The 26184-nt window shown below is 65.7% G+C and carries 22 protein-coding genes; 10 read left to right on the top strand and 12 right to left on the bottom strand.

Features of this window, described 5'->3' with window-relative positions; all coding sequences use genetic code 11:
* Positions 1 to 12: 12 nt before the first annotated feature.
* The 3 genes from AABN02_RS10430 (at position 13) to AABN02_RS10440 (ending at position 3085) form a co-directional block, all read left to right on the top strand.
* On the top strand, positions 13 to 987 hold the full coding sequence (locus tag AABN02_RS10430) for a tripartite tricarboxylate transporter substrate-binding protein (protein WP_338414869.1): 975 nt from the start codon (positions 13 to 15) through the stop codon (positions 985 to 987).
* An 87-nt stretch (positions 988 to 1074) separates the two neighbouring features.
* The gene (locus tag AABN02_RS10435; protein WP_338414870.1) at positions 1075 to 1719 is read left to right on the top strand and encodes a response regulator transcription factor; all 645 of its coding nucleotides are present in this window, start codon (positions 1075 to 1077) and stop codon (positions 1717 to 1719) included.
* Entirely contained in the window at positions 1709 to 3085 is a 1377-nt protein-coding gene (locus AABN02_RS10440) for an ATP-binding protein (protein ID WP_338414871.1), read from the top strand. The genes AABN02_RS10435 and AABN02_RS10440 overlap by 11 nt, the downstream gene beginning before the upstream one ends.
* On the opposite strand, the gene tyrS is transcribed toward AABN02_RS10440, so the two are convergent.
* Positions 3069 to 4295: a tyrosine--tRNA ligase gene (tyrS, locus tag AABN02_RS10445; protein ID WP_338414872.1), complete on the bottom strand. Its 1227-nt coding sequence runs from the start codon at positions 4293 to 4295 to the stop codon at positions 3069 to 3071. The two genes, AABN02_RS10440 and tyrS, sit on opposite strands and share 17 nt — an antisense overlap.
* Positions 4296 to 4493: 198 nt before the next feature.
* Between tyrS and AABN02_RS10450 the strand changes: the two genes are divergently transcribed.
* The 4 genes from AABN02_RS10450 to AABN02_RS10465 all read left to right on the top strand — a co-directional run bounded on the left by AABN02_RS10450 (position 4494) and on the right by AABN02_RS10465 (position 7935).
* Positions 4494 to 5888, top strand: a complete 1395-nt coding sequence (locus AABN02_RS10450) for a peptidoglycan DD-metalloendopeptidase family protein (RefSeq protein ID WP_338414873.1) — start codon at positions 4494 to 4496, stop codon at positions 5886 to 5888.
* Positions 5885 to 7030 carry an anhydro-N-acetylmuramic acid kinase gene (locus AABN02_RS10455; RefSeq protein ID WP_338414874.1) on the top strand — a complete coding sequence of 382 codons (1146 nt, stop codon included), beginning with the start codon at positions 5885 to 5887 and terminating at the stop codon, positions 7028 to 7030. The genes AABN02_RS10450 and AABN02_RS10455 overlap by 4 nt, the downstream gene beginning before the upstream one ends.
* A gap of 93 nt (positions 7031 to 7123) precedes the next feature.
* Complete coding sequence (locus tag AABN02_RS10460) at positions 7124 to 7444, top strand: DUF1778 domain-containing protein (RefSeq protein WP_338414875.1); 321 nt, start codon at positions 7124 to 7126, stop codon at positions 7442 to 7444.
* On the top strand, positions 7441 to 7935 hold the full coding sequence (locus tag AABN02_RS10465) for a GNAT family N-acetyltransferase (RefSeq protein WP_338414876.1): 495 nt from the start codon (positions 7441 to 7443) through the stop codon (positions 7933 to 7935). Before AABN02_RS10460 ends, AABN02_RS10465 begins: the two co-directional genes overlap by 4 nt.
* A 108-nt stretch (positions 7936 to 8043) precedes the next feature.
* On the opposite strand, the gene AABN02_RS10470 is transcribed toward AABN02_RS10465, so the two are convergent.
* The gene (locus AABN02_RS10470; RefSeq protein ID WP_338414877.1) at positions 8044 to 8247 is read right to left on the bottom strand and encodes a hypothetical protein; all 204 of its coding nucleotides are present in this window, start codon (positions 8245 to 8247) and stop codon (positions 8044 to 8046) included.
* A 517-nt stretch (positions 8248 to 8764) separates the two neighbouring features.
* Between AABN02_RS10470 and AABN02_RS10475 the strand changes: the two genes are divergently transcribed.
* Positions 8765 to 9097, top strand: a complete 333-nt coding sequence (locus tag AABN02_RS10475) for a hypothetical protein (protein WP_338414878.1) — start codon at positions 8765 to 8767, stop codon at positions 9095 to 9097.
* A 32-nt stretch (positions 9098 to 9129) separates the two neighbouring features.
* Positions 9130 to 9354 (top strand): hypothetical protein, encoded by a 225-nt coding sequence (locus tag AABN02_RS10480; RefSeq protein WP_338414879.1) that lies wholly within the window; start codon positions 9130 to 9132, stop codon positions 9352 to 9354.
* A 62-nt stretch (positions 9355 to 9416) separates the two neighbouring features.
* On the opposite strand, the gene AABN02_RS10485 is transcribed toward AABN02_RS10480, so the two are convergent.
* From AABN02_RS10485 to AABN02_RS10495, 3 genes are all read right to left on the bottom strand, one after another.
* Positions 9417 to 10883: a glutamate synthase subunit beta gene (locus tag AABN02_RS10485; RefSeq protein ID WP_338414880.1), complete on the bottom strand. Its 1467-nt coding sequence runs from the start codon at positions 10881 to 10883 to the stop codon at positions 9417 to 9419.
* 47 nt (positions 10884 to 10930) lie between these two features.
* Positions 10931 to 15697: a glutamate synthase-related protein gene (locus tag AABN02_RS10490; protein ID WP_338414881.1), complete on the bottom strand. Its 4767-nt coding sequence runs from the start codon at positions 15695 to 15697 to the stop codon at positions 10931 to 10933.
* A gap of 182 nt (positions 15698 to 15879) precedes the next feature.
* Positions 15880 to 16593: a transposase gene (locus AABN02_RS10495; protein ID WP_338414882.1), complete on the bottom strand. Its 714-nt coding sequence runs from the start codon at positions 16591 to 16593 to the stop codon at positions 15880 to 15882.
* A gap of 150 nt (positions 16594 to 16743) precedes the next feature.
* Here AABN02_RS10495 and cysK point away from each other — a divergent pair, with 150 nt between their 5' ends.
* Entirely contained in the window at positions 16744 to 17667 is a 924-nt protein-coding gene (gene cysK / locus AABN02_RS10500; protein ID WP_338414883.1) for a cysteine synthase A, read from the top strand.
* A gap of 6 nt (positions 17668 to 17673) precedes the next feature.
* Here the strand turns inward: cysK and AABN02_RS10505 are convergent, their stop codons facing one another.
* The 7 genes from AABN02_RS10505 to AABN02_RS10535 all read right to left on the bottom strand — a co-directional run bounded on the left by AABN02_RS10505 (position 17674) and on the right by AABN02_RS10535 (position 26183).
* Complete coding sequence (locus tag AABN02_RS10505) at positions 17674 to 18831, bottom strand: deoxyguanosinetriphosphate triphosphohydrolase (RefSeq protein WP_338414884.1); 1158 nt, start codon at positions 18829 to 18831, stop codon at positions 17674 to 17676.
* Between the two features lie 16 nt (positions 18832 to 18847).
* On the bottom strand, positions 18848 to 19960 hold the full coding sequence (gene aroB / locus AABN02_RS10510) for a 3-dehydroquinate synthase (protein WP_338414909.1): 1113 nt from the start codon (positions 19958 to 19960) through the stop codon (positions 18848 to 18850).
* A gap of 2 nt (positions 19961 to 19962) precedes the next feature.
* Positions 19963 to 20580 (bottom strand): shikimate kinase, encoded by a 618-nt coding sequence (locus AABN02_RS10515; RefSeq protein WP_338414885.1) that lies wholly within the window; start codon positions 20578 to 20580, stop codon positions 19963 to 19965.
* Between the two features lie 107 nt (positions 20581 to 20687).
* Complete coding sequence (locus AABN02_RS10520; RefSeq protein ID WP_338414886.1) at positions 20688 to 22694, bottom strand: Ig-like domain-containing protein; 2007 nt, start codon at positions 22692 to 22694, stop codon at positions 20688 to 20690.
* Positions 22695 to 22714: 20 nt separating this feature from the next.
* Entirely contained in the window at positions 22715 to 24901 is a 2187-nt protein-coding gene (locus AABN02_RS10525; RefSeq protein WP_338414887.1) for a type IV pilus secretin PilQ, read from the bottom strand.
* Positions 24898 to 25461: a pilus assembly protein PilP gene (locus AABN02_RS10530; protein ID WP_338414888.1), complete on the bottom strand. Its 564-nt coding sequence runs from the start codon at positions 25459 to 25461 to the stop codon at positions 24898 to 24900. The genes AABN02_RS10525 and AABN02_RS10530 overlap by 4 nt, the downstream gene beginning before the upstream one ends.
* A complete protein-coding gene (locus tag AABN02_RS10535; RefSeq protein WP_338414889.1) occupies positions 25458 to 26183 on the bottom strand; it encodes a type 4a pilus biogenesis protein PilO in 726 nt (241 codons plus the stop codon). The genes AABN02_RS10530 and AABN02_RS10535 overlap by 4 nt, the downstream gene beginning before the upstream one ends.
* Position 26184: the final 1 nt, after the last annotated feature.

Genomic DNA, 26184 nt, shown 5'->3' on the forward strand with positions numbered 1-26184 from the left:
ACTGGAGACACCATGAAGCATCTGATCACCGCCGTCGCACTGGCCGCCCTGTCCCTGGGCGCCTCGGCCCAGACCTACCCCGGCGACAAGCCGGTCACGATCATCGTGCCGTTCGCGGCCGGTGGCCCGACGGACAAGGTGGCCCGCGATCTGGCCGAAGCCCTGCGCAAGCCGCTGGGCGGACAGGTGATCATCGAGAACGTGGCCGGCGCTGGCGGCACGCTCGGCCACACCAAGGTCGCCAAGGCCAACCCGGACGGCTACACGCTGCTGCTGGCCCACGTCGCGATGGCCACGGCCCCGGCGCTCTACCGCAAGATGCAGTACGACGCGCTGACCGACTTCGAATACCTCGGCATGATCAACGAAGTGCCGATGACGCTGATCGCGCGCCCGAGCCTGCCGGCGACCAACTACGCCGAACTCACCAAGTGGCTCGACGCCAACAAGGGCAAGATCAACCTGGCCAACGCCGGCCTGGGATCCGCCTCGCACCTGTGCGGGCTGCTGTTCCAGCAGAGCGTCAAGATCGACATGACCACGGTCCCCTACAAGGGCACCGGCCCGGCCATGACCGACCTGATCGGCGGCCAGGTCGACCTGATGTGCGACCAGTCCACCAACACCACCGGTCAGATCACGGCCGGCAAGGTCAAGGCCTACGCCGTCACGACCAGCAAGCGCCTGACCACGGACGGCCTGAAGTCCCTGCCCACGCTCAATGAAGCAGGTCTGAAGGGCTTCAACGTCACGATCTGGCACGGCCTGTACGCCCCCAAGGGCACGCCGAAGGCGGTGCTCGACAAGGTCAACAGCGCCCTGAAGACCGCGCTGAAAGATGCCGATTTTGTCAAGCATGAAGAAGCGCTCGGCGCCGACATCATCACCGACGCCCGCGTCAATCCGGCCGAGCACAAGAAGTTCGTCGAAGCCGAACTCGCCAAGTGGGGCCCGGTCATCAAGGCCGCCGGCCAGTACGCCGACTGAGCTTTTTTTCCGATCCACCGCTGTTCAAAGGCCGCCCGATCGGGCGGCTTTTTGCATGGCGATCCGACATCCGCCATGATTCCGCCCATGCAAGTGCTGCTGCTCGAAGACGACATCGACCTGGGACAGGCCGTCACCGACCATCTGGAGGCCGCCGGCCACCAGGTGCACTGGTGCAAGCTGATCGCGCAGGCCCGGGAGCCCGGCATGGCGGATTTCGCGATGCTGGACCTCCAGCTGCCGGACGGCGACGCACTCGGGCTGCTGCGCGAGTGGCGTGCCGCGGGACTGCGCCTGCCGGTGCTGGTGATGACGGCCCGCGACCAGATCAGCGACCGCATCCGCGGACTCGAGGCCGGCGCGGACGACTACCTCGTCAAACCCTTCGATCTCGACGAGATGCTGGCGCGCATGTCCGCCATCCAGCGCCGCTCGATCCCCAGCCCGCACCTGAAGGTCCAGGACTGCGAGTTCGATCTGGCCAATCTACGGGCCTGGCGGCGCGGCTCGGGGGTGGACCTGACCGCGATGGAGTGGACGGTGCTGCGGGTGCTTTCCGGCCACATCGGCCGCATCTACAGCCGCCACGACATCGAATCGACCCTGGTGTCCGAGGGTCTGCTCGCCGGCGAAAGCAACACGCTGGAGGTCATCATCAGCCGCCTGCGCAAGAAGCTCGGCGCCACACTGATCACGACCCACCGCGGACTGGGATACCGCCTTGACGCCTGACGCACCACAGTCGCCGGGCACGACGGCCGCGCCGCGCTCCCGACACAGCCTGGAGTCGCGGCTGCATGTGCGGCTGTTGCTGGCGCTGGGTGTGCTCTGGCTGGTGGCGGCAGCCGCTGCCATCTTCGAGGTGCGCAAGGAGACCAACGAGGTCCTCGATCTGGCGCTGGCCGAAAACGCCGAGCGCCTGCTCGTGATGCTGCCGCTGCAACCAGCGGCCGACCCCGTGGACATGGTCCGGGCCCGCATCGACAGCATCGGGCTGCGGCGGGACAGCTCCGCGCCGATCGTCGTCTACCAGGTGCTCGACCGCGACAACCGGGTCCTGCTGCGCTCGGCCCATGCGCCGGTCACGGCCCTCGCGCCCGGCGCACGCGAGGGCATGAGCCTGCATGGCGACTGGCGCGTGGCCACCGTGACGCACCAGGGCGTCCAAGCGCAGTTCGCCGAAGCCGTCTGGCACCGCAATTCCACGCTCCAGAATGCCTCGCTGGCGCTGCTGATCCCCTTGCTGCTGCTGCTGCCGCTGGCGGCACTGGCGCTGCACCTGGTGGTCCGCAAGACCTTCCAGCAATTGCACCCGGTGCAGGAGGAACTCGCCCGGCGCTCTGCCCATGATCTGCAGCCGGTCTCGCTGCAGGAGACCCCCACCGAACTGCTCCCGCTGATGGAGACCGTCAACGGCCTGATGGCACGCGTGCAGGCGCTGCTGGCGGCCGAGCGGAGCTTTTCCGCAAAGATGGCCCACGAACTGCGCACCCCGCTGGCCGCCGCCCGTGCGCAGGCCCAGCGACTGGCCCAGGAAACCAGTGACGACCGTGCACGCGAACGTTCGCAGACGCTGGTGCGTCAGCTCGACCGGCTCACCCACCTGGCCACCCGGCTGCTGCAGATCGCCCGGGTCGACTCCGGTGTCGCACTGGCGCGCCAGTCCATCGACCTGCGCCAACTGGCGCAGATGGTGGTCGACGAATTCCCGCAATCCCGCGACAACACCCACCAGCTGCGCCTGATCACCGACACCTCGCCCGCACAGGTCATGGGCGACATCGACGCACTCGGCATCGCCGTGCGCAACCTGATCGACAACGCGATGAAGCACGCTGGCAGCGAGGCCAGCGTGGTGGTGCGGGTGCTGCCGGACGAGATTTCCGTCACCGACGATGGTCCGGGTGCGCCCGGCGTGGACCTGGCCGCACTGACCCTCCCCTTCGAGCGCGGCAGCACCCTGGCGCGTGGCAGCGGCCTGGGCCTCTCGCTGGTCCAGACCATCGCGCGGCAGTCCGGCGCAGAGCTGCTGCTGACCTCGCCCGTGTCCAACGGGCGCGGCTGGCGCGCCTGCCTGTGGTTCAAGCCACCAGCGTGACGCGCGCGAACTTGCGCTTGCCGACCTGCACCACATAGGTACCGGCCTCCAGACGCAGTGCCTTGTCGCTGATGGTGCTGCCGTCGATGCGCACACCACCCTGCTCGATCAGGCGCTGGCCTTCGCCGCCCGAGGCCACCAGCCCGGACTGGCGCAGCAGCGCCGCGATGCCCAGTGGCGCCCCCGACAGGGACACCTCCGGCAGGACGTCCGGCACGCCACCGCGGGCGCGGTTCTGGAAGTCCTGTTCCGCCGCATCGGCGGCCGCGGCGCCGTGGAAGCGCGCGGTGATCTCCTTGGCGAGCAGCACCTTGGCGTCCTTCGGGTTGCGACCGGCCGCGACCTCGGCCTTCAGCGCCGCGATGTCGGCCTCGCTGCGGAAGCTCAGCAGCGTGTAGTAGGTCCACATCAGGGTGTCGCTGATCGACAGCAGCTTGGCGTACATCGCGTTCGCCGGCTCGCTGATGCCGATGTAGTTGCCCTTGGACTTGGACATCTTCTCGACGCCGTCCAGACCGACCAGCAGCGGCATGGTCAGGATGCACTGCGGCTCCTGGCCATATTCCTGCTGCAGGTGGCGCCCCATCAGCAGATTGAACTTCTGGTCCGTGCCGCCAAGTTCCAGATCCGACTTCAGCGCCACCGAGTCGTACCCCTGCATCAGGGGATAAAGAAACTCGTGGACCGAGATCGGCGTGCCAGCTTTGAAACGGTTGGTGAAATCGTCGCGCTCCATCATCCGGGCCACGGTGTAGCGCGAGGCCAGCGCGATCATCCCCCGCGCGCCCAGCGGGTCAGACCATTCAGAGTTGTAACGAATTTCGGTACGGGCCGGGTCGAGCACCAGACTGGCCTGGCGGTAGTAGGTCTCCGCATTAGCCTTGATCTGCTCGGCTGTCAAGGGCGGCCGGGTCGTGTTTCTGCCAGAAGGGTCACCGATCATCGAGGTGAAGTCACCAATCAGGAAGATCACCGTGTGACCCAGGTCCTGCAACTGGCGCAGCTTGTTGAGCACCACCGTGTGACCGAGGTGGATGTCTGGTGCCGTCGGGTCGAGCCCGAGCTTGATGCGCAGCGGCTGGCCGGTGCGGTGCGAACGCTGCAGCTTGGCCACCCATTCCGCACGCGGCAGCAGCTCTTCGCAACCCCGCAACGTGACATCCAGTGCGGATTGCACGGTTTCTTCTATTTCACTTAAATCATGGGGCATGACGAAACGGGGGGTTATTAGTTCGTAACTTTGGCACACCTCGGTATACTGCGCCGACTTCGAGTTGGCCCGGATTCTAGAGTGTCCAGTGCCTGTTCCAGAGCAGAACAGGCCAGACATCTCCAAGGGGGAGGACGGTGCCGATGGATCAATCAGGACTGGCGTGTCCCGCGCCCGTCACGAACAAAGAACAGACTCGTGAACAATCTGGGCGAAAAAGCGCGCCTGCATCTGGCGCACGCAGACCTCACCGTTCGTCGGCATCCGAAGACGTTCAGCGCCATCGTGACCGCCGTGCTGACCCTCAGTGGTGTCACCGCGTTTGGTGTCGCGCCGCTGAGCATGGTCGATTCGACACCCAAGAATATCCAGACGGTCACAGAGTCCGTGTCGCCGGAAGGGCTTGCCGCCCAAGCCGAAGCACTGGCCGAGTACGAGATGCTGCTGCACCGCAGCGACCTCACACGCTCCACCGACACCGCCGACACGCTGCTGCGGCGCCTGGGTGTTGCTGATCCTGAAGCATCCTCATTCTTGCGCAAGGATCCGGTGGCGCGCACCATCCTTTCGGGTAGACCAGGCAAGATGCTGCGGGCGGTCACGGAGTCGTCGCCGGGCGGTGGCGAATTGCAGGAACTGGTCGTGCGCGGCCCGGCCGCTGAACGCACCCAGCTTGGCTCGCATTTCACCCGCATCACCGTCCGCCGCACGGAGCAAGGCCTGACCTCGGTCAGCGAGCAGGTACCGATGAAGATCGAAACCCGCAGCGGCGCGGCCACGGTCAGGACCACGCTGTTCGCTGCGACAGACGAAGCCCGCATGCCCGACAACATCACGGGCCAGATGGCGGACATGTTCGGAAACGACGTGGACTTCCGCAGGGACATCAGGCCCGGAGACAGCTTCGCTGTCGTTTACGAGGCGCTGACTGCAGATGGCGAACCGGTCACCTGGGGCGGCTCGGCAGGGCGCGTCTTGGCGGGGCGCTTCATACACGGCAAGGAAACCTACGAAGCCGTCTGGTTCCAGGAATCCGGCAAAAAGGGCGAGTACTACAGCCTCAAGGGTCAGGGCAAGCAGAAGGCATTCATGTCTTCGCCACTGGCCTTCTCCCGCGTGACCTCCGGGTTCGCGATGCGCTTTCACCCGATCCTGCAGACCTGGCGCGCCCACCTCGGCGTCGACCTTGGGGCTCCGATGGGCACCCCGGTGCACACCGTCGGCAACGGCGTGGTGAACTTTGCCGGCGTGCAGAACGGCTACGGCAACGTCGTGATCATCGGGCACAGCGGCGGGCGCGAGACCGTCTACGCCCACCTCAGCCGCATCGACGTCAACAAGGGCGCCTCGGTCACTCAGGGTTCAGTCATCGGTGCCGTCGGCGCGACGGGCTGGGCAACCGGCCCGCACCTGCACTTCGAGTTCAAGGTCAAGGGCGCCCAGGTCGATCCGACACAGGTTGCCCGCGCGTCCGAAACCTCCGAGCTGTCCGGCATCACGCGCGCACGCTTCGAGTCGCAATCGAAGCAGATGCACGCGCAGCTGATGGAGTCCATCGTGCGCCCGGTCGGAAAGCTGGCCCGCGTGGAATGAGCGATCTCCGTCCCGACGCGCTCTTCATCGGCCTGATGTCGGGCACGTCGCTGGACGGTGTCGATGGTGTGCTCTGCCGCATCGGCGCCGACGGTCGCTGGCTCGGCGTCCGGGCCCACGCCCACCGGCCGCTCCCTGAACCGCTGCGCGGCGCCCTGATGGCGCTGCAGACCAGCGGTCCGGACGAACTGCACCGTGCCGCCCTCGCCGGCAACGCACTGGCGCTGGTCTATGCCGAGGTCGTCCAGGCGCTGCTCGACACCAGCCAGACGCCCGCCACCGCCATCCGGGCCATCGGCGCCCACGGCCAGACCGTGCGCCACCAGCCCGGCCTGCACGACGGCACCGGCTACACGCTGCAACTCGGCAACGCGGCCCTGCTCGCCGAGCGCACCGGCATCGACGTCATCGCCGACCTGCGCAGCCGCGATGTCGCCGCGGGCGGCCAGGGCGCACCGCTGGTGCCCTGCTTCCACCAGCACGTCTTCGGCCGGCCCGACGCCACGCGCACGGTCGTCAACATCGGCGGCATCAGCAACCTGACCATCCTGCGACCCGGCGAGCCGGCCCGCGGCTTCGACTGCGGCCCCGGCAACGCGCTGATGGACCACTGGGTCCACCACCACCATGGCCGCGCCTACGACGACCGCGGCACCTGGGCGGCCAGCGGCACGGTTTCGCCCGCCCTGCTTGCGGACCTGCTGGCGCAACCCTATTTCGCCCAGCAACCGCCCAAGAGCACCGGGCGCGACCTGTTCCACCCCGCATGGCTGCAGGAGCGGCTGGACGGCCTCGTCCGGACCGGCGCACCCATGCCGCCACCCGCCGACGTCCAGGCCACGCTGTGCGAGTTCACCGCCGCGACCATCGCCGACGACGTGCGCCGCCACGCGCCCGATGCAGCCGATCTGCTGGTCTGTGGCGGGGGCGCCTTCAACGACACGCTGATCGCGCGCCTGAAGGCCCTTCTGCCCGGTCTGGCGGTCCTTTCCACCGATGCGGAAGGTCTACCGGCGCTGGAAGTCGAGGCGGCGGCCTTTGCCTGGCTGGCGCACATGCATGTGCATCGGCGGGCGGCGAATGAGCCGGCGGTGACGGGGGCGGCAGGCTTGCGGGTGCTGGGGGCGTGTTACCCCGCTTGAGGCGACAAAGGCACCCCATCGGAACCGCGACATTGATGTCATGACAATGTCTGGCATCGAGACTATAGTGGGCGCTCGACCTGGAGCATTGCCATGCAAACCACCCCTGCACGCCCACCCGCCAACCGCACCGAAAAGCTCGATCTCCGGCTGACACCCGCCGCCAAGCAGACCCTCGCCGCCGCCGCCGCGGCAGACCGCCGTTCGGTCAGCGAATTCGTGCTGGACAGTGCGCTGGCGCGGGCCGATGACATGCTCGCCCAGCGGCGTCACTTCGGACTTTCCGCTGAACAGTGGGAGGAGTTCCTGGTCGCCCTGGACGCTGCACCGCGTGAATTGCCGGCCGTGGCCAACTTGTTCAGCCAACCCAGTGTTTTCGAGGCCCCCGACAACGACACGGGTTCCGCAGCGTGACGCACCTGCGCATCGAGAAACTGTCGCGCCGACATGCCGTGGAAGCGTTCGATTGTGGGGAGCCTGCGCTCAATCGGTACCTGAGTCGTTTCGCAGCCGCCAACCAAGCGGCGAATGCTGCCCAGACATATGTCGGCCTCGCGGATGACCTGGTGATCGGCTTCCATACGCTGGTCGTCAGCGAAGTGCGATACGAGGACGCACCGGATCGGCTGAGCAAAGGCTTGGCACGACACCCACTGCCGCTGATGCTGCTCGCCCGATTGGGCGTCCACCGGGATTGGCAGGGCCGAGGCATCGGCGCCGGACTACTCAAGGATGCGATGCGCCGCACCGTGCAGGCGGCCGACATTGCTGGCATCCGTGCGCTGGCGGTCCACGCGAAGGATGAAGCCGCGCGGTCGTTCTACCAGCGATTCGATTTCGTGGATTCACCGACCGATGCGATGCATCTGTTTGTACTGGTGAAGGATTTGCGGCGGTATGTCTGAGCGCGCCAACATTGGCTCGCCGCCAGCAGACAAAACAGTCGCCATGCACCCTGCGGACACCACGCCCGCCTATTTCACCTCACGCAGCACGGCTCACATCGGCGTGCTTCACAGCGCACGCGCGGAGTCGCCCACGAGATAGTCGGCCTGTGCTTCCGCGAGGAAGACATCGAGTTTTCCAGCGGCCATGTCCTGTTCGATCTCGCGGTCCCATCGGGCGCTGCTGAACTCGGTGGACCAGCGGCGGGACTCGGCCAAGTCTTCCGGGGGGAGTGCCGTCACGGCGGCTTCGATGGCTTTGACGTTGGTCATGGTCGGCAGGGCTGTGAGGTGGTCCTGCCAGTATGCACCGTCCCGGTACGTATTCAGGTACCCCCCGTTCCTTGTAAATCAACAACTTAGCGGTGCCGTGAACCATCGATTTGGCTGTGATTCATGCTCCACGATCATGTTGCGCAGACATTTCGGGCATCAGCCGATCTATCGAAATCCGCGGGCAGGCGCTAAGCCATTGATTGGAAAAGGATTTTCTGTCTGCGCTACCAGAGGGGGGTACCTGAATACGTACCCGTCCCGTCATCCTCGCGGAAGCGAGGATCTACCGCCAAGCGTGGGTGCCCGCATGCACGGGCATGACGGAACATAAGCCAGCCCCTGAGTCGAAGCAAGCAGCATCAGCTTTGTGGTAATTCATCACAGTCAAACTAGGTCGATTTGAAGTGAAGATCAAAAATTCGTGAAAAAACCACGAGTTTTACGCCCCAAGCCCCAAGCCCCAAGCCCCAAGCCCCAAGCCATAATTGTAGACCATTTTCACTTGGAGTAATTAATGGGATTTTTTGATAGTTTAGCAAAGGCTGCATCCAGTGCTGGCGCATCAATAAAGAAAGCAAATATTGATAAAATAGAAAAGCTATGGAAAGACATGGATCGGCTAAGCACGTCTCGCCTTGCTGATTTATGCAAAGAGCGGGGAGTTGATGATATGGCTGGATGCCTTGCCTTTCTGAAACTTCGCCAGAAAGGAAGTCAACACAGTGTCTCTCTAAACTCAGAAGAAATGGAATCCGTTCGAGATAAAGCAGATTTCATCAAAAGAACTATTGAGCTTTCAGAGGGCCGAGCCTTTTCAGAGATCAGAGAAACAATGAACGGCTTGTAATTATTACAATCGAAACAAAGGAAATAGTCATCATGTTTGATTACTTGAGCAACTTAGGCAAAAGCATAGGTAACGTGGTAGATAAAATATCATCCGGCGATATTTCTGGCGCAGTAAGTGAAGTAGGAAGCTTGGCCGTCGATACTGTCGTTGCCGTTGGCAGCACCGCCATCGACGCAGGAATGTATGTTGTAGAAAATCACGAGGAAATTCTTGAAAAACCAGGGGATGCAGCCGAAAAGCAGCGCAACAAATAATCCAGACCCCATCAAGAAAAAAGCCGCCTATTAGGCGGCTTTTTATTTTCAGAGGTAAATCCTCAACGCGGCAGCGTCGTCGCCCCCATCAGGAACTGGTCCACTTCACGCGCCGCCTGCCGGCCTTCGCGGATCGCCCACACGACCAGCGACTGGCCACGGCGGATGTCGCCCGCCGCGAACACCTTGTCCACATTGGTCTTGTAGCCGGTGTCCTCGTCGGTCGTGGCCTTGGCGTTGCCGCGGGCGTCCTTGACCACGCCGAAGCCGTCCAGCACCGTCGCCACCGGGTTCACGAAGCCCATCGCCAGCAGCACGAGGTCGGCCTTGTATTCCTTCTCGGTACCGGGGATCTCGACCAGCTTGCCGTCCTTGAACTCGACGTGCACGGTCTTCAGGCCGGTGACCTTGCCGTCCTTGCCCGTGAATTCCTTGGTCGAGACGGCGAACTCGCGGGTGCAGCCTTCGTCGTGGCTCGACGAGGTGCGCAGCTTCATCGGCCAGTAGGGCCAGGTCAGCGGGCGGTTTTCCTCGACCGGGGGCTGCGGCATCACCTCGAACTGCGTGACGCTGGCAGCGCCGTGGCGGTTGGAAGTGCCCACGCAGTCGGAGCCGGTGTCACCGCCACCGATGACGATGACGTGCTTGCCATCGGCGCGGATCGGGTCCTTCACCTTGCCGCCGTGGTTGACCTTGTTCTGCTGCGGCAGCAGTTCCATCGCGAAATGGATGCCCGACAGCTCGCGGCCCGGCACCGGCAGGTCGCGCGACTGCTCGGAGCCACCGGTCAGCAGCACGGCGTCGAAGTCGGCCTTCAACTGCGCGGGGCTGATGGTTTCCTTGGCCCAGCTGGTGACCTTGGAGCCCTTGGGCAGCTCGCCGACCATCACGTTGTTCCGGAAGACCACACCTTCGGCCTCCATCTGCTTCACGCGGCGGTCGATGTGGGTCTTCTCCATCTTGAAGTCGGGGATGCCGTAGCGCAGCAGGCCGCCCGGACGGTCGTTCTTCTCGAACAGCGTCACATCGTGGCCGGCGCGGGCCAGTTGCTGCGCCGCCGCCATGCCGGCGGGGCCGGAGCCGACCACCGCGACCTTCTTGCCCGTCTTCGCCTTCGGCGGCTGCGGCACGACCCAGCCCTCTTCCCAGGCGCGGTCGATGATCGCGTGCTCGATGGACTTGATGCCCACGGCGTCGTCGTTCACGTTCAGCGTGCAGGCCGCCTCGCACGGGGCGGGGCAGATGCGGCCGGTGAACTCGGGGAAGTTGTTGGTCGAGTGCAGGACCGTGATCGCGTTCTTCCAGTCGCCCTGGAAGACCAGGTCGTTGAAGTCCGGGATGATGTTGTTGACCGGGCAGCCGCTGTTGCAGAACGGCGTGCCGCAGTCCATGCAGCGCGCGGCCTGGACCTTGGATTCGTCGGCCTTCAGACCGATGACGAATTCCTTGTAGTTCTTCAGGCGCTTCTCGACCGGTTCGTAGCCCTCTTCGAGGCGCTCGAACTCCATGAAACCAGTGACCTTACCCATGGTGCGTTGACTCTCGCAAATGTTCGGTTCGTCGGATGGCGGGGCGCTTACTTGGCCGGAACGGCTTGCGCCGCCTTGCCATCACCCTTGACGTCGCCCTTGGCCTTCGCGATGGTCGCGTCCGCGGCTTTGGTGGCGTTGATCTCGCCGAGGGCGCGCTTGTACTCGTTCGGGAACACCTTGACGAACTTGGTGCGGGCGTCGCTCCAGTTGTCGAGGATGTCGCGTGCACGCAGCGAGCCGGTCCAGCGGTGGTGGTCGTCGACCAGCTTCTTGAGCAGGGACTCGTCGGTCTGGCCCTTGTGCCAGATCGCCAGGTCCATGGTCTTTTCCTGCTCGGCCGACGGCAGCACCTTGTCGAGTGCGACCTGCGCGGTGTTGCAGCGCGAAGCGAAGCTGCCGTCCGCGTCGTACACATAGGCCACGCCACCGGACATGCCGGCCGCGAAGTTGCGCCCCGTCTGACCCAGCACGACCGCGGTACCGCCGGTCATGTATTCGCAGCCGTGGTCGCCCGTGCCTTCGACGACGGTCGTCGCGCCCGACAGACGCACCGCGAACCGCTCGCCCGCCACGCCGCGGAAGAAGGCCTCGCCGCTGGTGGCACCGAACAGCGCCGTGTTGCCGATGATGATGTTCTTCGACGCATCGCCGCGGAACTCGATCGACGGACGCACCACGATGCGCCCGCCCGACATTCCCTTGCCGGTGTAGTCGTTGGCTTCACCGATCAGGTAGAAGGTGATGCCGCTGGCCAGGAAGGCGCCGAAGCTCTGGCCGCCGGTGCCTTCCATCTGCACGAAGATCGTCTCGTCGGGCAGACCGTCCGGGTGGTGCTTGATCAGCTCGCCCGACAGCATCGCGCCGACGGAGCGGTTGACGTTGCGCACGTCTTCCATGAACTGGACCTTCTCGCCCTTCTCGATCGCGGCCTTGGCCTTGGCGATGAGCTTGTGGTCGAGGGCCTTCTCCAGACCGTGGTCCTGGGTGGACACGTGCAGGCGCGGCACTTCGGCCGGCACCGCGGGCTGGAAGAACACCTTGCTGAAGTCCAGCCCCTTGGCCTTCCAGTGGCTGATGGCCTTCTTCGTGTCCAGCAGATCCGAGCGGCCGATCAGGTCGTCGAACTTGCGGATGCCGAGCTGCGCCATGAGCTGGCGCGCCTCCTCGGCGATGAAGAAGAAGAAGTTGACGACGTGCTCGGGCTTGCCGGTGAACTTCTTGCGCAGCACCGGATCCTGCGTCGCCACGCCCACCGGGCAGGTGTTCAGGTGGCACTTGCGCATCATGATGCAGCCTTCGACCACCAGCGGTGCGGTCGCGAAGCCGAACTCGTCAGCGCCCAGCAGCGCGCCGATGACGACGTCGCGGCCAGTCTTCATCTGGCCGTCGGCCTGCACGCGGACACGGCCGCGCAGGCGGTTCAGCACCAGCGTCTGCTGGGTTTCGGCCAGGCCGAGTTCCCAGGGCGTGCCGGCGTGCTTGATCGACGACCACGGGGACGCACCGGTGCCGCCGTCATGGCCGGCGATCACGATGTGGTCGGCCTTGCACTTGGTGACGCCCGCGGCGATGGTGCCGACACCGACTTCCGAGACCAGCTTGACGCTGACGGAGGCAACCGGGTTGACGTTCTTCAGGTCGTGGATGAGCTGCGCCAGATCCTCGATCGAGTAGATGTCGTGGTGCGGCGGCGGCGAGATCAGGCCCACGCCCGGCACCGAGTGCCGCAGCTTGCCGATGTACTCGGACACCTTGCCGCCCGGGAGCTGACCGCCCTCGCCCGGCTTGGCCCCTTGCGCCATCTTGATCTGGATCTGGTCGGCGGACACGAGGTACTCGGTGGTGACACCGAAGCGGCCCGAGGCGACCTGCTTGATCTTCGAGCGCAGGCTGTCGCCGGCCTTCATGGCGTAGTCGGACTCGATGACCTTGGCGCCGATCACGTCCGACACCTTGGTGCCGTCGACGATCTGGATGCCTTTCAGCTCGTTGCGGTAACGGGCCGGGTCTTCGCCGCCTTCACCGGTGTTCGACTTGCCGCCGATGCGGTTCATCGCCAGGGCCAGCGTCGAGTGGGCTTCGGTGGAGATCGAGCCCAGCGACATCGCGCCCGTGGCAAAGCGCTTGACGATCTCGGCGGCCGGTTCGACCTCGTCGACCGGGATGGCCTTGGTCGGATCACACTTGAACTCGAACAGGCCGCGCAGCGTGAGGTGGCGCTTGTTCTGGTCGTTGATGATCTGGGCGTATTCCTTGTAGGTGTCGAACTTGCCCGAGCGCGTGCTGTGCTGCAGCTTGGCGATGGCGTCCGGCGTCCACATGTGCTCTTCGCCGCGGGCGCGCCAGGCGTATTCGCCACCGGCGTCCAGCATGGAGGCCAGCACCGGGTCGTCACTGAAGGCGGCGATGTGGTTGCGGATCGCTTCCTCGGCGACCTCGAACACGCCGATGCCCTCGACCTGGGTCGGGGTGCCCCGGAAGTACTGCTTGACCAGTTCCTTGTTCAGGCCGATCGCCTCGAACAACTGCGCACCGCAGTAGGACATGTACGTGGACACGCCCATCTTCGACATGATCTTGGACAGACCCTTGCCGATGGCCTTGACGTAGTTGGTGATCGCCTTGTCGGCCGACAGGTTGCCCGGCAGCGTCTTGTGCAGATCGACCAGCGTTTCCATCGCCAGGTAGGGGTGCACGGCTTCGGCGCCGTAACCCGCCAGCACGGCGAAGTGGTGGACTTCGCGGGCCGAAGCCGTCTCGACCACCAGACCGGCCGTCGTGCGCAGCCCTTCGCGCACCAGGTGGTGGTGGATCGCGGACAGGGCCAGCAGCGCCGGGATCGCGACGTGCGTGGCGTCCATCGCCCGGTCGGTGATGATCAGGATGTTCGAGCCACCCTTGATCGCGTCCACGGCTTCCGCGCACAGCGAGGCCAGCTTCGCCTCGACACCCTCATGGCCCCACACCAGCGGGTAGGTGATGTCGAGCGCGTAGCTCTTGAACTTGCCGCCCGTGTGACGCTCGATGCCGCGCAGGCGCGCCATGTCGGCGAAGTCGAGGATCGGCTGGGCCACTTCCAGCCGCATCGGCGGGTTGACCGCGTTGATGTCGAGCAGGTTGGGCTTCGGGCCGATGAACGAGTTCAGCGACATCACGATCGCTTCGCGGATCGGGTCGATCGGCGGGTTCGTGACCTGGGCAAAGAGCTGCTTGAAGTAGTTGTAGAGCGGCTTGTTCTTGTCGCTCAGCACGGCCAGCGGGCTGTCGTTGCCCATCGAGCCGATGCCTTCTTCGCCGTTGGCGGCCATCGGGGCCATCAGGAACTTGATGTCTTCCTGCGTGTAGCCAAACGCTTGCTGACGGTCCAGCAGCGATTCGGTGGCCGCAGCGACCGGCGCAGCGTCGGCCGGGATCGAGTCGAGCTTGATGCGCACGTTCTCGATCCACTGGCGGTAGGGCTTGGCCGAGGCGAACTGGTTCTTCAGCTCCTCGTCGTCGATGATGCGGCCCTGCTCGAAGTCGATCAGGAACATCTTGCCCGGCTGCAGGCGCCACTTCTTGATGACCTTGTTCTCGGGGATCATCGGCAGCACGCCGGCTTCCGAGGCCATCACGACCAGGTCGTCGTCGGTGACGATGTAGCGCGCCGGGCGCAGGCCGTTGCGGTCCAGCGTGGCGCCGATCTGCTTGCCGTCGGTGAAGACCATCGCGGCCGGGCCGTCCCACGGCTCGATCATCGCGGCGTGGTACTCATAGAAGGCGCGGCGGCGCTCGTCCATCGTCGCGTGCTGTTCCCAGGCTTCCGGGATCATCATCATCGCGGCGTGGGCGAGCGAGTAGCCCGACATCGTCAGCAGTTCGAGCGTGTTGTCGAAGGTGGCCGTGTCGGACTGGCCGAAGAAGCTGATCGGGTAGAGCTTCTGCAGGTCTTCACCCAGCACCGGCGACTTCATGACGCCCTGGCGGGCGCGCATCCAGTTGAAGTTGCCCTTGACGGTGTTGATCTCGCCGTTGTGGGCGACCATCCGGTAGGGGTGGGCGAGCGGCCACTCGGGAAAGGTGTTGGTCGAGAAGCGCTGGTGGACCAGGGCGAGCGCCGAGGTGCAGCGAACGTCCTTCAGGTCCAGGTAGTAGGTGCCGACCTGATCCGCCAGCAGCAGACCCTTGTAGATGATGGTGCGGCACGACATGCTGGGCACGTAGTACTCGCGGCTGTGCGTGAGCTTGAGCTTCATGATCGCCGCGGAGGCGGTCTTGCGGATCACGTACAGCTTGCGCTCCAGCGCGTCCGGCACGATCACGTCGGCACCGCGGCCGATGAAGACCTGGCGGATGACCGGCTCGGTCTTGCGCACGGTGGGCGACATCGGCATGTCGGCGTCCACCGGCACGTCGCGCCAGCCCAGCAGCACTTGCCCTTCCGCCTTGATCGCGCGCTCGACAGCCTGTTCACACGCCAGACGCGAGGCGCGTTCCTTCGGCAGGAAGATCATGCCGACGCCGTACTCGCCCGGCGGGGGCAGCGTGACGCCCTGCACCGCCATCTCGGCGCGGAAGAACTCGTCGGGGATCTGGATCAGGATGCCTGCGCCATCGCCCATCAGCGCGTCGGCACCGACGGCGCCGCGGTGGTCGAGGTTCTCGAGGATCTTCAGACCCTGCTCGACAATGGAATGCGCCTTCTGGCCCTTGATGTGCGCGACGAAGCCGACGCCGCACGCATCGTGCTCGTTGGCCGGGTCGTACAACCCGCCGGCGGCGAGGGCTTGGATCTCTTGGGGGGACGGATGTCCCGAGGCAGCCTGGTTCATGGCGCACTCCTGCGTAGGGCAAATGGCGAAAGACGAAAGGCAAAGCGAAACCGTGCAAATTTACTGCACTGCAGCGAACCCCTCAAGCAAAACTAAAAGGGGTCAGACTCACTTAAAAGTAGATCAGCAATTTCGCGACATTCAAATGGGGACAGAATGAAGGTCGCCGCGCACCAGCGTGGTCAGACTTCGGCCTCCACGCCCTGTCGTGGTGCGCGCGCCGGGCGGCCGCGCGGGCGTGGCGCCATGGGCCGCTCGGTGGTGGCGCCCAAGCGTGCAAGAAACGCACCAGACCCCAGTGCCCAGCCCTTGAGCGCACTGTCGGTGTGGGCCTGGACCTCGTCGCCGGACAGCGGATCATCGAGCAGGCGCCGCCACGCCAGTTCGCGCTCGAAGGGCGTGTTGCCGGTGGCCCAGTACAGCGCGTGGTCGGTCAGCAGGCTGTCGCGGCGCCGGCCGAGGTGGTGCGACGCGCTGGACCACGGGTAGTCGGTCGCGGCGGTGGGCGGGATCAGGCGCTGCGGGTTCTGCTCGATGTAGCGCATGCAGGCCAGCACGTGCGGGCCGCTCTCCAGCACCGTGGCGCGGAAGCGGCCGTCCCAGAGCGTGCCGACCCGGCCGTGCCGGCGGTTGAAGGCCGAGACGTAGCGCCGGCCGATGGCCTGCAGCATCTTGCTGAGTGCTTCCGCCGTCGGCGGTGTGACGAGCAGGTGGACGTGGTCGTCCATCAGCACATAGGCGTGCACGGCCACCTGCTGCAGCGCCGCCGCCTCGCGCAACGCGGCCAGATAGGCGCTGCGGTCCGTGTCGTCGAGGAAGACCGACTGGCGGTTGTGTCCACGCTGGATCACGTGGTGGGTCAGACCGGCAATGGCAAGGCGGGGCAGTCGGGCCATGGTCGAAAGTGCGGAAACGGAGTGCAGGGCGAGGTCTGGGGCGATCTGGGTCGAGCCGGATTGTGCGCACCGGACAGGCGGGCTGTCGATGGTTCAGAATCCACATTCTCCTTCGACTTGTTCGTTTTGGTACCACCCGGAGTCCCCCCCATGAAAGCTGCCAGCGTTCTCGCCACGATCGGCAACACCCCGCACATCCGCATCAACCGCCTGTTCGGCCCGGGCGCCGAGGTCTGGATCAAGTCCGAGCGAGGCAATCCCGGCGGCTCGATCAAGGACCGCATCGCGCTGGCCATGATCGAGGACGCCGAAGCCAGCGGCGCGCTGCAGCCCGGCGGCACCATCGTCGAGCCGACCTCCGGCAACACCGGCGTCGGGCTGGCGATGGTCGCCGCGGTCAAGGGCTATCCGCTGGTGCTGGTGATGCCCGAGAGCATGAGCATCGAGCGCCGCCGCCTGATGCTGGCCTATGGCGCGAAATTCGTGCTGACACCGCGCGAGAAGGGCATGAAGGGCGCGATTGCCAAGGCGGAAGAGCTGGTCGCCGCCACTCCGGGCGCGTGGATGCCGCAGCAGTTCGAGAACCCGGCCAATGTCGCGGTCCATGTGCGCACCACCGCCGAGGAAATCTTCGCCGACTTCCCCGAAGGCCTGGACGCACTGATCACCGGCGTGGGCACCGGCGGCCACCTGACCGGCTGCGCGCAGGTGCTGAAGAGCCGCTGGCCGAACCTGAAGGTGTACGCCGTCGAGCCGGCCGCCTCCCCCGTCATCAGCGGCGGCGCCCCCGCACCGCACCCGATCCAGGGCATCGGCGCCGGCTTCATCCCGAAGAACCTGCACACCGAACTGCTGGATGGCGTGATTCAGGTCGACGCCGAAGCCGCCCGCGAGATGGCACGCCGCAGTGCCCGCGAAGAAGGTCTGCTGGTCGGCATTTCCAGCGGCGCCACGCTGGCCGCCATCGCGCAGAAGCTGCCGGAGCTGCCGGCTGGTGCCCGCGTGCTGGGTTTCAACTACGACACCGGCGAGCGTTACCTGTCGATCGAAGGCTTCCTGCCCACCGAAGGCTGAGCGGCGTCAGACGGGGCCGTGGTCAAACAGCCGCTGCCCCGTGAGCCGCTCGTGCTCGCGGATGGCGTAGCGGTCGGTCATGCCGGCGATGTAGTCGGCCACCGCCCGGTGCGGCAGTGGCGAGGCGGCGTAGTCGGCCGGCATTTCCTGCGGCCGGTCGATATAGACAGCAAACAGTTCGCGCACGATCTGCTGCGCCCGCGCGGTGGTGTCCATCACCTGCGGGTGGCGGTAGAGCTGCTGCAGCAGGAAGCGCTTGAGCGCGGTGCTCGCCTCGCGCATCGCCGGACTGAATGCGACCAGCGGCGGCAACTGGCGCACCGCGTCGGCGCTGTCCGGCTGGTGCAGCGCCAGTGCGGCCCGCGTCGTGTCGATCACGTCGTAGACCTGCGCCGACAGCATGCGCCGCAGCGTCTCGGACAGCAGCCGGCGCTTTTTCATCTGCGCCAGCTCGGGGTGCTCGGCCAGCGCCTCGTCGCGGAAGCGCGCCACCAGCGGCAGCGCACACACCTGCTCGAAGTCGATCAGCCCGGAGCGCACGCCATCGTCCACGTCGTGCGCGTTGTAGGCGATCTCGTCGGCGAGGTTGGCGAGCTGCGCCTCCAGCGAGGGCTGGGTGCCGTCCAGGAAGCGCCGCCCTACCCCGCCCGGCTCATGCGCGTCGATCCAGCGCGCCACCCGCTTCGCGCAGTGCTTGAGCACGCCCTCGCGGGTCTCGAAGGTCAGGTTCAACCCGTCGAAGGCCGGGTAGCGCTCCTCCAGCACGTCGATCACGCGCAGGCTCTGCAGGTTGTGCTCGAAGCCGCCGTGGTGGCGCATGCAGGCGTGCAGCGCGTCCTGGCCGGCGTGGCCGAAGGGGGTGTGACCGAGGTCGTGGGCCAGCGCGATCGCCTCGACCAGGTCCTCGTGCAGCCGCAGCGAGCGGGCGATGGAGCGACCGAGCTGCGCGACCTCCAGCGTGTGCGTCAGCCGGGTGCGGAACAGGTCGCCCTCGTGGTTGAGGAAGACCTGCGTCTTGTAGACGAGGCGGCGGAACGCGGTGCTGTGAACGATGCGGTCGCGGTCGCGCTGGTAATCGTTGCGGGTCGGTGCCGGGGCTTCGGGATGGCGGCGACCGCGGCCCTGCGCCGGGTCACTGGCGAAGGGCGCGAGGTCGAGACGCATCCGGTGTCGCGCGCGGTCAGGCAGGCTGGCAGTGGGCGGCGAGCACGTCGCGCACCAGGGCTTCCGGCGCGCCCTGCATCCGGGCGCTGCCCAGCCGGTCGATGACGACGAAGCGGATCTCGCCGCCCTCGGTCTTCTTGTCGACCTGCATCAGCGCCAGGTAGCGGTCCGCGCCCAGCGCCGGGCCGACCACCGGCAGGCCGGCGCGTTCGCACACCGCCTTCACGCGGGCCACGAACTCGGCGGGCATCAGGCCGAGGCGCATCGACAGGTCCGCCGCCATCACCATGCCGCAGCCGACCGCCTCGCCGTGCAGCCACTCGCCGTAGCCCAGCCCGGACTCGATCGCGTGGCCGAAGGTGTGGCCGAAGTTCAGGATCGCGCGCAGGCCGCTCTCGCGCTCGTCGCTGCCGACGACGGCCGCCTTGATCTCGCACGAGCGCTTCACGGCGTGGGCCAGCGCAGTCTTGTCGCGGGCCATCAGCGCGGGCAGGTTGGCCTCGATCCAGTCGAGAAAGTCCGCATCGGCGATCGGGCCGTACTTGATGACCTCGGCCAGCCCGGCGGACAGCTCGCGCGGCGGTAGCGTGTCGAGCGTGTCGAGGTCGCAGATCACGCGCACCGGCTGGTAGAACGCGCCGATCATGTTCTTGCCGAGCGGGTGGTTGATGGCGGTCTTGCCGCCGACCGACGAATCGACCTGCGACAGCAGCGTCGTCGGCACCTGCACGAAGGGCACGCCGCGCATGTAGCAGGATGCGGCGAAGCCGGTCATGTCGCCGATGACGCCGCCGCCGAGCGCGAACAGCACCGTCTTGCGGTCGCAGGCGGCGCCGAGCAGGCCGTCGTAAATCAGGTTGAGGGTCGCGGAGTCCTTGTAGACCTCGCCATCCGGCAGCTCGATGGTCAGCACGCGCGGGTAGTGCTTGGCCAGCCCGGCCTGCAAGCGAGCAGCGTAGAGCGGGCCGACGGTGGTATTGGTGACGATGACGGCGGTGGATGCCCTGGGCAGGCCGGTCCAGCTCTCGTCGGCGTCGAGCAGGCCGGCGCCGATGCGGATGTCGTAGCTGCGGTCGCCGAGGGACACCGGCACGGTCTGGGTCGCAGCGGGAGTCATGGTTGTGGTCATCGTCATCCCCGTGGGCTGGTTCGTTGGGCTGGACCGGGCGTGGCAGCCCTGGGCGGGCGAAACGCGGACACCACGCCCGCCAGTTCGAGCTGCATCAGGATCATGTTCACCAGCGTCGGCACGGACGGGCGGCCGGTCTCGATGGTGAACTGTGCGGTCTCGCGGTAGAGCGGGTCGCGGGTCTGGTAGAGATCGCGCAGCTTGCGCAGCGGGTCGGCCACCTGCAGCAGCGGGCGCTGGGTGTCGTGGCGCAGACGGCGGAACAGCTCTTCGGGGGAGGCCCGCAGGTAGACAACGGTCGTGTGGTCGCGCAGCACCCGCCGGTTGGCCTCGCGCAGCACAGCGCCACCGCCCGTGGCCAGCACGAGCCCGCCGCGGTGCGCCAGATCGGCCAGCACCTCCTGCTCGACGTCGCGGAACGTCGCCTCGCCCTCGCGCTCGAAGAAGGCGCGGATCGACATGCCGATGCGACGCTCGATTTCGACATCGGCGTCGAAGAAGGGCATGCCGAGTGCGCTGGCGAGGTGCCGACCAGCCGTGGACTTGCCGGCGCCGGGCATGGCGACCAAGCTGATGGTGGGGTGGGCGTGAGCCGCTTGGGGCTGAGAAGAATTCAACATCGGGCAAAAGAAAAACGGCGCTGGAACAGGCCTGTTCCGGCGCCGTCAGGGCTGCAAGTCTACCGTTTCGCCCATCGGGTCACGGCGACCAAAGCACACTCATAGCATCACTGAATGCGACCAATGTCGAAAGTGTAGGTCGAACCCTCTGGCATCTTGACCGTCAGGTCCACCGCGCCCGACGATTCCAGCGCCTTTGTGCAATCATCAAGTTCGACGGTGATTCGGTGCATGGTCGGGCTGATGGTGGACGGAATCGGCGTGTTGTCCACTTTGACTGACGCACCCTTGGCCTTCGAAGATATCGTGACGGTCGATACCGCTGGAATCGGATTGCCATCCCATCGGGTGCCGGATGTCACCCGATCCGCTGCCGTGTTGCTATCCCGAATGCAAATCAACCGTGACACACGACAGATCGATGTGGTCGGCGACAGGATCAAGCGGTCAGCACCCAAAAAGTCTTGATGACTGGCCCCTTCCGGACAAGTGGCCACACCACCTGCCGGCACTGCCGAAATTCGAGGCAGGCGATGGCTCGACAGTGTGAACACACTGCTGAAACGAACATAGCCGTTGTCACTCCATTTGCCATCGGCCGCCTCACCCTTGATATGCTCTCCATCGGCCATGTCTTCGGCATCATTTTCATTCTTGTCGATGAAGATAGGGCCAAGATCGTTGAATCGCTCGCCTAGTGTGTAGAGGTTGTTGCCATCAGTGTCGTCGAAGGCTTCTTCGCCTTGGGCGAAGGCCAGCACGGTCACGCGCCCATTGGCAGGTCGGAACTCACTGCTGACAAAGTTGACAGTGCAGACGCCGCTGGCGGTCTTGCAACGCGATGGAATCACGCTGGCGCCCTCGGAAACGAAGCTGATAGAGGTGCCATCGGCCACGACATTGCCGAAGCGGTCGTTGAGTTGTACACGGATGGCCGTCGAGGTGCCATCCCTGTACATACCGTTCGGGTTGTACGCCTCAGGCGCGAAGCTGAAGGTGCGGCTCGTGGGCAAGCCGGCATGAATCGCCAGCTCGTTGGACACCGTGGCCAATGTCGTGCCGTCTGCCTTGGCTTTGACACGCACCGGCGACGGCGTCGTGCGGGCGGTCACCGACACCGTGGCCACGCCATCGGCATCAGTTGGCTGCGAAGTCACACCCAGATCGGCCACGCCAGGGATGTCCAGCGAGAAACTCACAGGCATGTTGGGGATGGCGTTGCCATACTGGTCGCGCAAGCGAAACTTCACCTGCGTGGACATCGGGCAACCGCTGCCCGCCAGACAGATGATGTCCGGGGTAGACGAAACATACTCCAGCGAAGTCATTGACGGCGCAGCTGCCACCAGATCGATCTGGCGCTGCTGACTGGTGCCGGTGATCTGGGCGCTGATACGGTCGGTGGTGCCACAGCCCTTGTCGCGGTAGGTAATGCGTGCAGTCGTGCCCGTCACCGACACCGAAGCAGGCGAAAGATCAGCCTTGCCAGCGGCGGCGCAAGTGGACGAAAAAGCCACTGTGACTGGCGCAGAAGACGAAGCACCCTCCACATCGACCGATAAAACACTGGCGCCGTAAGCCGCCACGCTGGCCGGGGTAGCGACCATGTTGCTGAGTACCACGTTGACGGTGGAAACCGTGAAGGCAATTCGTGTAGTCAAGGTCGAGGACGATGAGACATCGGCTGACGCCTTGACATAATCGGCGCCGATCTTGCCAGCGATAGGCTGCAATGTGGCCGATGCATTGCCCAGATCGTCCGTGATGCTGCGCTCCGGCGAGAGCGTGGCGGTGCCATTGGAAACCTCGAAGGCGACAACAGCGCCCTTGATCGGTTTGCCATTGGCATCCTTGACCAGCGCCGTCACCGTACCGGGCGTGGACGCACTCACCGTCGTGCTCGACAGCGACAGCACCACCGTGCCGGACGAACTGGTCGAAACCGTGCCGGAATCCGACGTGGTCGTGCCGCCGGTCGTCGTGGTCCCCGTGGTGGTCGTGCAACTCGCCGAGAAGACGCTGCAGCCCGCATCCGCGCCGCCACCGCCACACGCGCTCAAGGCCGCCGCCAGTGCCAGTCCCCCGACACGCCAGATCATCTTGTTCATTGTCATCACTTCGGTTGGGTTCAGATTCAGCGGGCCGCGGCGTTGCGGTCCGTGATCACCTTCGGCGTCAGGAACACGAGCAGCTCGGTCTTGTTCGACGCGCGAGTCTTGTTCCGGAACAGTGCTCCCAGATAGGGGATGTCGCCCAGGAAAGGCACCTTGTTCACCGATTCGGTCTCGCTGATCTCGAAGATGCCGCCGATCACCACCGTGCCGCCGTTCTCGACCAGCACCTGTGTCTTCACGTGCTTGGTGTTGATCGCGTAGCCGGCGGCAGTCTGCTGGCCAACGCTGTCCTTGTTGACATCGACGTCCAGGATGATGCTGCCCTCGGGCGTGATCTGCGGCACCACTTCGAGCTTGAGGTTGGCCTTGCGGAACTGGATCGCGGTGGCACCGCTGGAGGTCGCCGTCTGATAAGGCAGTTCGGTGCCCTGCTCGATCAGCGCCTTGACCTGGTCGGCCGTGATCACGCGCGGACTGGACACCAGCTTGCCGCGGCCCTCGGCTTCAAGCGCCGAGAGTTCGAGGTTCAGGAAGCGGTTCGACGCCGCACCGAACAGCGACAGCGCGAAGGTCGCCGCGCTCGCGCCGCCCAGCGTGCTGGTGTTGGCGGGCAGGTTGACGAACTGGGTGTTGGCGTAGTCGCCGGTGGCCGACTGGCCCGTCTGGTAGCCGATGCCGCCATACGTCCCGCCCACCGTCACATTGCCCAGCCCCAGGTTCACGCCCGGCACGCCGCCCCGCACGCCACGCAGGTCATTCGCCCCGAGCTTCACGCCCAGCGAACGCCCGAAAGTGTCCTCGGCCTCGACGATGCGCGCCTCGATCATCACCTGGCGCACCGGGATGTCGATCTTGGTGATCATCTGGCCGATCTCTTCGAGCTTGGCCGGGATGTCGGTCACGAAGAGCTGGTTGGTGCGCATCTCGGAGATGACGCTGCCGCGGGTGGAGAGCAGCCGCGTGGCATTGGTCGATCCACCGCCGCCGGTGGTCTGCTGGCCGACGAGCCCCTTGGCCACGTCCTCGGCCTTGGTGTAGTTGAGCTGGAAGGACTGCGTGCGCAGCGGCTCCAGCGCCGCCACCTGGGCCTTGGATTCCAGTTCGGACTTGTCCTTGGCCGCGAGTTCTTCCTTGGGCGCCACCCACAGCACGTTGCCCGACTTCTTCACGCCCAGCCCCTTGGCCTGCATGATGATGTCGAGCGCCTGGTCCCAGGGCACGTCCTTCAGCCGCAGCGTCACGTTCCCGGTGACGGTGTCGCTGGTGACGATGTTGAAGTTGGTGAAGTCGGCGATGACCTGCAGCAGCGCGCGGACTTCGATGCTCTGGAAGTTCAGGGACAGCTTGTCGCCGCTGTAGCCAGGGCCCTGGGTGAGCTTCTGCGGATCGACCTTGACGGGCCGCACTTCCAGCACGAACTGGTTGTCGGTCTGGTAGGCGCTGTGCTCCCAGTGGCCGCGCGGCTCGATCACCATGCGCACCCGGTCGCCGACCTGGGTGGTGGTGACAGCCTGCACGGGCGTGCCGAAATCGGTCACGTCGAGGCGGCGTCGCAAGCCCTCGGAGGCCGACGAACGCAGGAATTCGACAATCAGGTTCTGGCCCTGCTGGCGGATGTCCACCCCGACCTGGTTGCTGGGCAGATCGACGACCACACGACCGGCGCCATCCTTGCCGCGGCGGAAGTCGATGTCGCGCAGGCGCTCGGGCTGGGTGTTCTTCGGCTCGGCGAAATGCACCGGCGCAGCTGCACCAGCCACCGCGCTCGGGGCAGATGGCGCACCACCGGCAGCCACTGGATCCAGCGTGATGACCAGCGTCTTGCCATCGATTTCGGCGCGGTAGCGGGTGGCCTGCTTCAGGTTGAGCACCAGCCGGGTCCGGTCACTGCCCTGGGCCAGCGCCAGCGAGCGCAGATTGCCCTGGTTGACTTCCTGGGTGTTCTGGCCCGTGGCGTTGCGCACGCCCGGCAGGTCCAGCGCGACACGGGCCGGTGACTGCAACGCGAAGCCCTTGGGCACCGCGGTCAGCGGTTCGCTGAACTCCAGGCGAATGACCTCGCTGCCCCCCTGCAAGCCATTGGTGACGGACTGGATGGCGTTCTGCGCAAAGCCGAGTACCGGCGCCGCCGCCAGCAGGGCGAGCGCGGTCAGACGAACACTCCAGCGGTCCGTGGATGCAGAGGCAATCTTGTCGGTGGTCTTCATCGCTTCTCCTGGGCCCGCTCCTGGAGGGCAAGCGTGCTGGTGCGCTCGATCCACTCTCCAATCGCGTCCTGCACGATTTCGCGCAAGGCAATTTCGGTTTCCGTGATGCGGGTGATGCGGCCATAGTTCTGGCCCATGTAATCACCCACCTTGACTTGGTACAGCAGGTTGTCCGCCCGCAGCAATGCAAAGGTCCTGCCGCTGCGCACCAGACTGCCGACCATGCTCAGCGAGTCGAGCGGGTAGGCTTCCAGCGGCTCGCGCCGGCGGTTCATCTCGGGCGAGAGCAGCGAGTTCGGCTGGCGGCTCTCCTGCTTGATCGCCACCTGCAGCTTCTGGATGCTGAACGGCTCGACCGCGCTGCTCGCGAGGTAGGGCTGCGGGTCGAACTTGCGCGGCGGCACCAGGGGCGACACGCGCGGCTTGGCGTCGCGGCGCTGCTCGTCCATCCAGGCCTGCAACTCCTCGTGCGGATCGGAGCAGGCGGTCAGCGTCGTTCCGGCCACCCAGGCCAGCGCAACGGCGGCCAGGACTCTCAGGGTCGGGTAGCGTGGCTTCATTGCGCCCCTCCGGCGGCCTTGGCCTTGGCGATGGCCATGGCCTTGCGGCGCTCTTCGACCTCGGCAGGATCCAGATAGCGGTAGGTGCGCGCGGTGGCTTCCATCGCCAGCAGGCCGGTGCCGCTCGGGACCGACTGGCCCTGCGACAGGCCCGGCATCGTGATGACCAGGTTGTGCAGCGTCACGATGCGCGACAGGTTGGCCACATCCGACGCAAACGCGCCGATGTCGTGGTACTTGCCACTGACCCGCAGCGAGATCGGCAGCTCCGCGTAGTAGTCCTTGATCACCACCTGACCCGGCCGGAACAGCTCGAACTGCAACCCGCGCCCCACCCCCGCCTGGTTGATGTCGGACAGCAGGGCGTCCATCTCGGCCTTGCCTGGCAGTTGCCGCTCCAGCTGCGTCACGTATTCCTGCACCTGCAGCTTCTGCTTGCGCAACTCGTCGAGGTTGATCGCCTGCGCGAGCTTGGTGCGGTATTCGGCCTTGAGGGTCAGCTCCCTGGCCGCCTCGTCGTCGAGCGCCTGCACCTCGTCGGCGATCACGCCGAACCAGGCCAGCACCACGACGACGATCGCCGTCACCAGCCAGGTGGCCAGCTTGGGCAGCAGCGGCCACTGGCCCGGCTGGTTGGGGTTCAGGTTGCGGAACTGCGACTGGACGTTGTCGACCAGGGTCTCGAATTCGATGTTCATCGGGGGACGTGTCGTGTTGGCCATC

It is taken from the genome of uncultured Sphaerotilus sp. (assembly GCF_963924895.1).
Classification (GTDB): Bacteria; Pseudomonadota; Gammaproteobacteria; order Burkholderiales; family Burkholderiaceae_C; genus Sphaerotilus.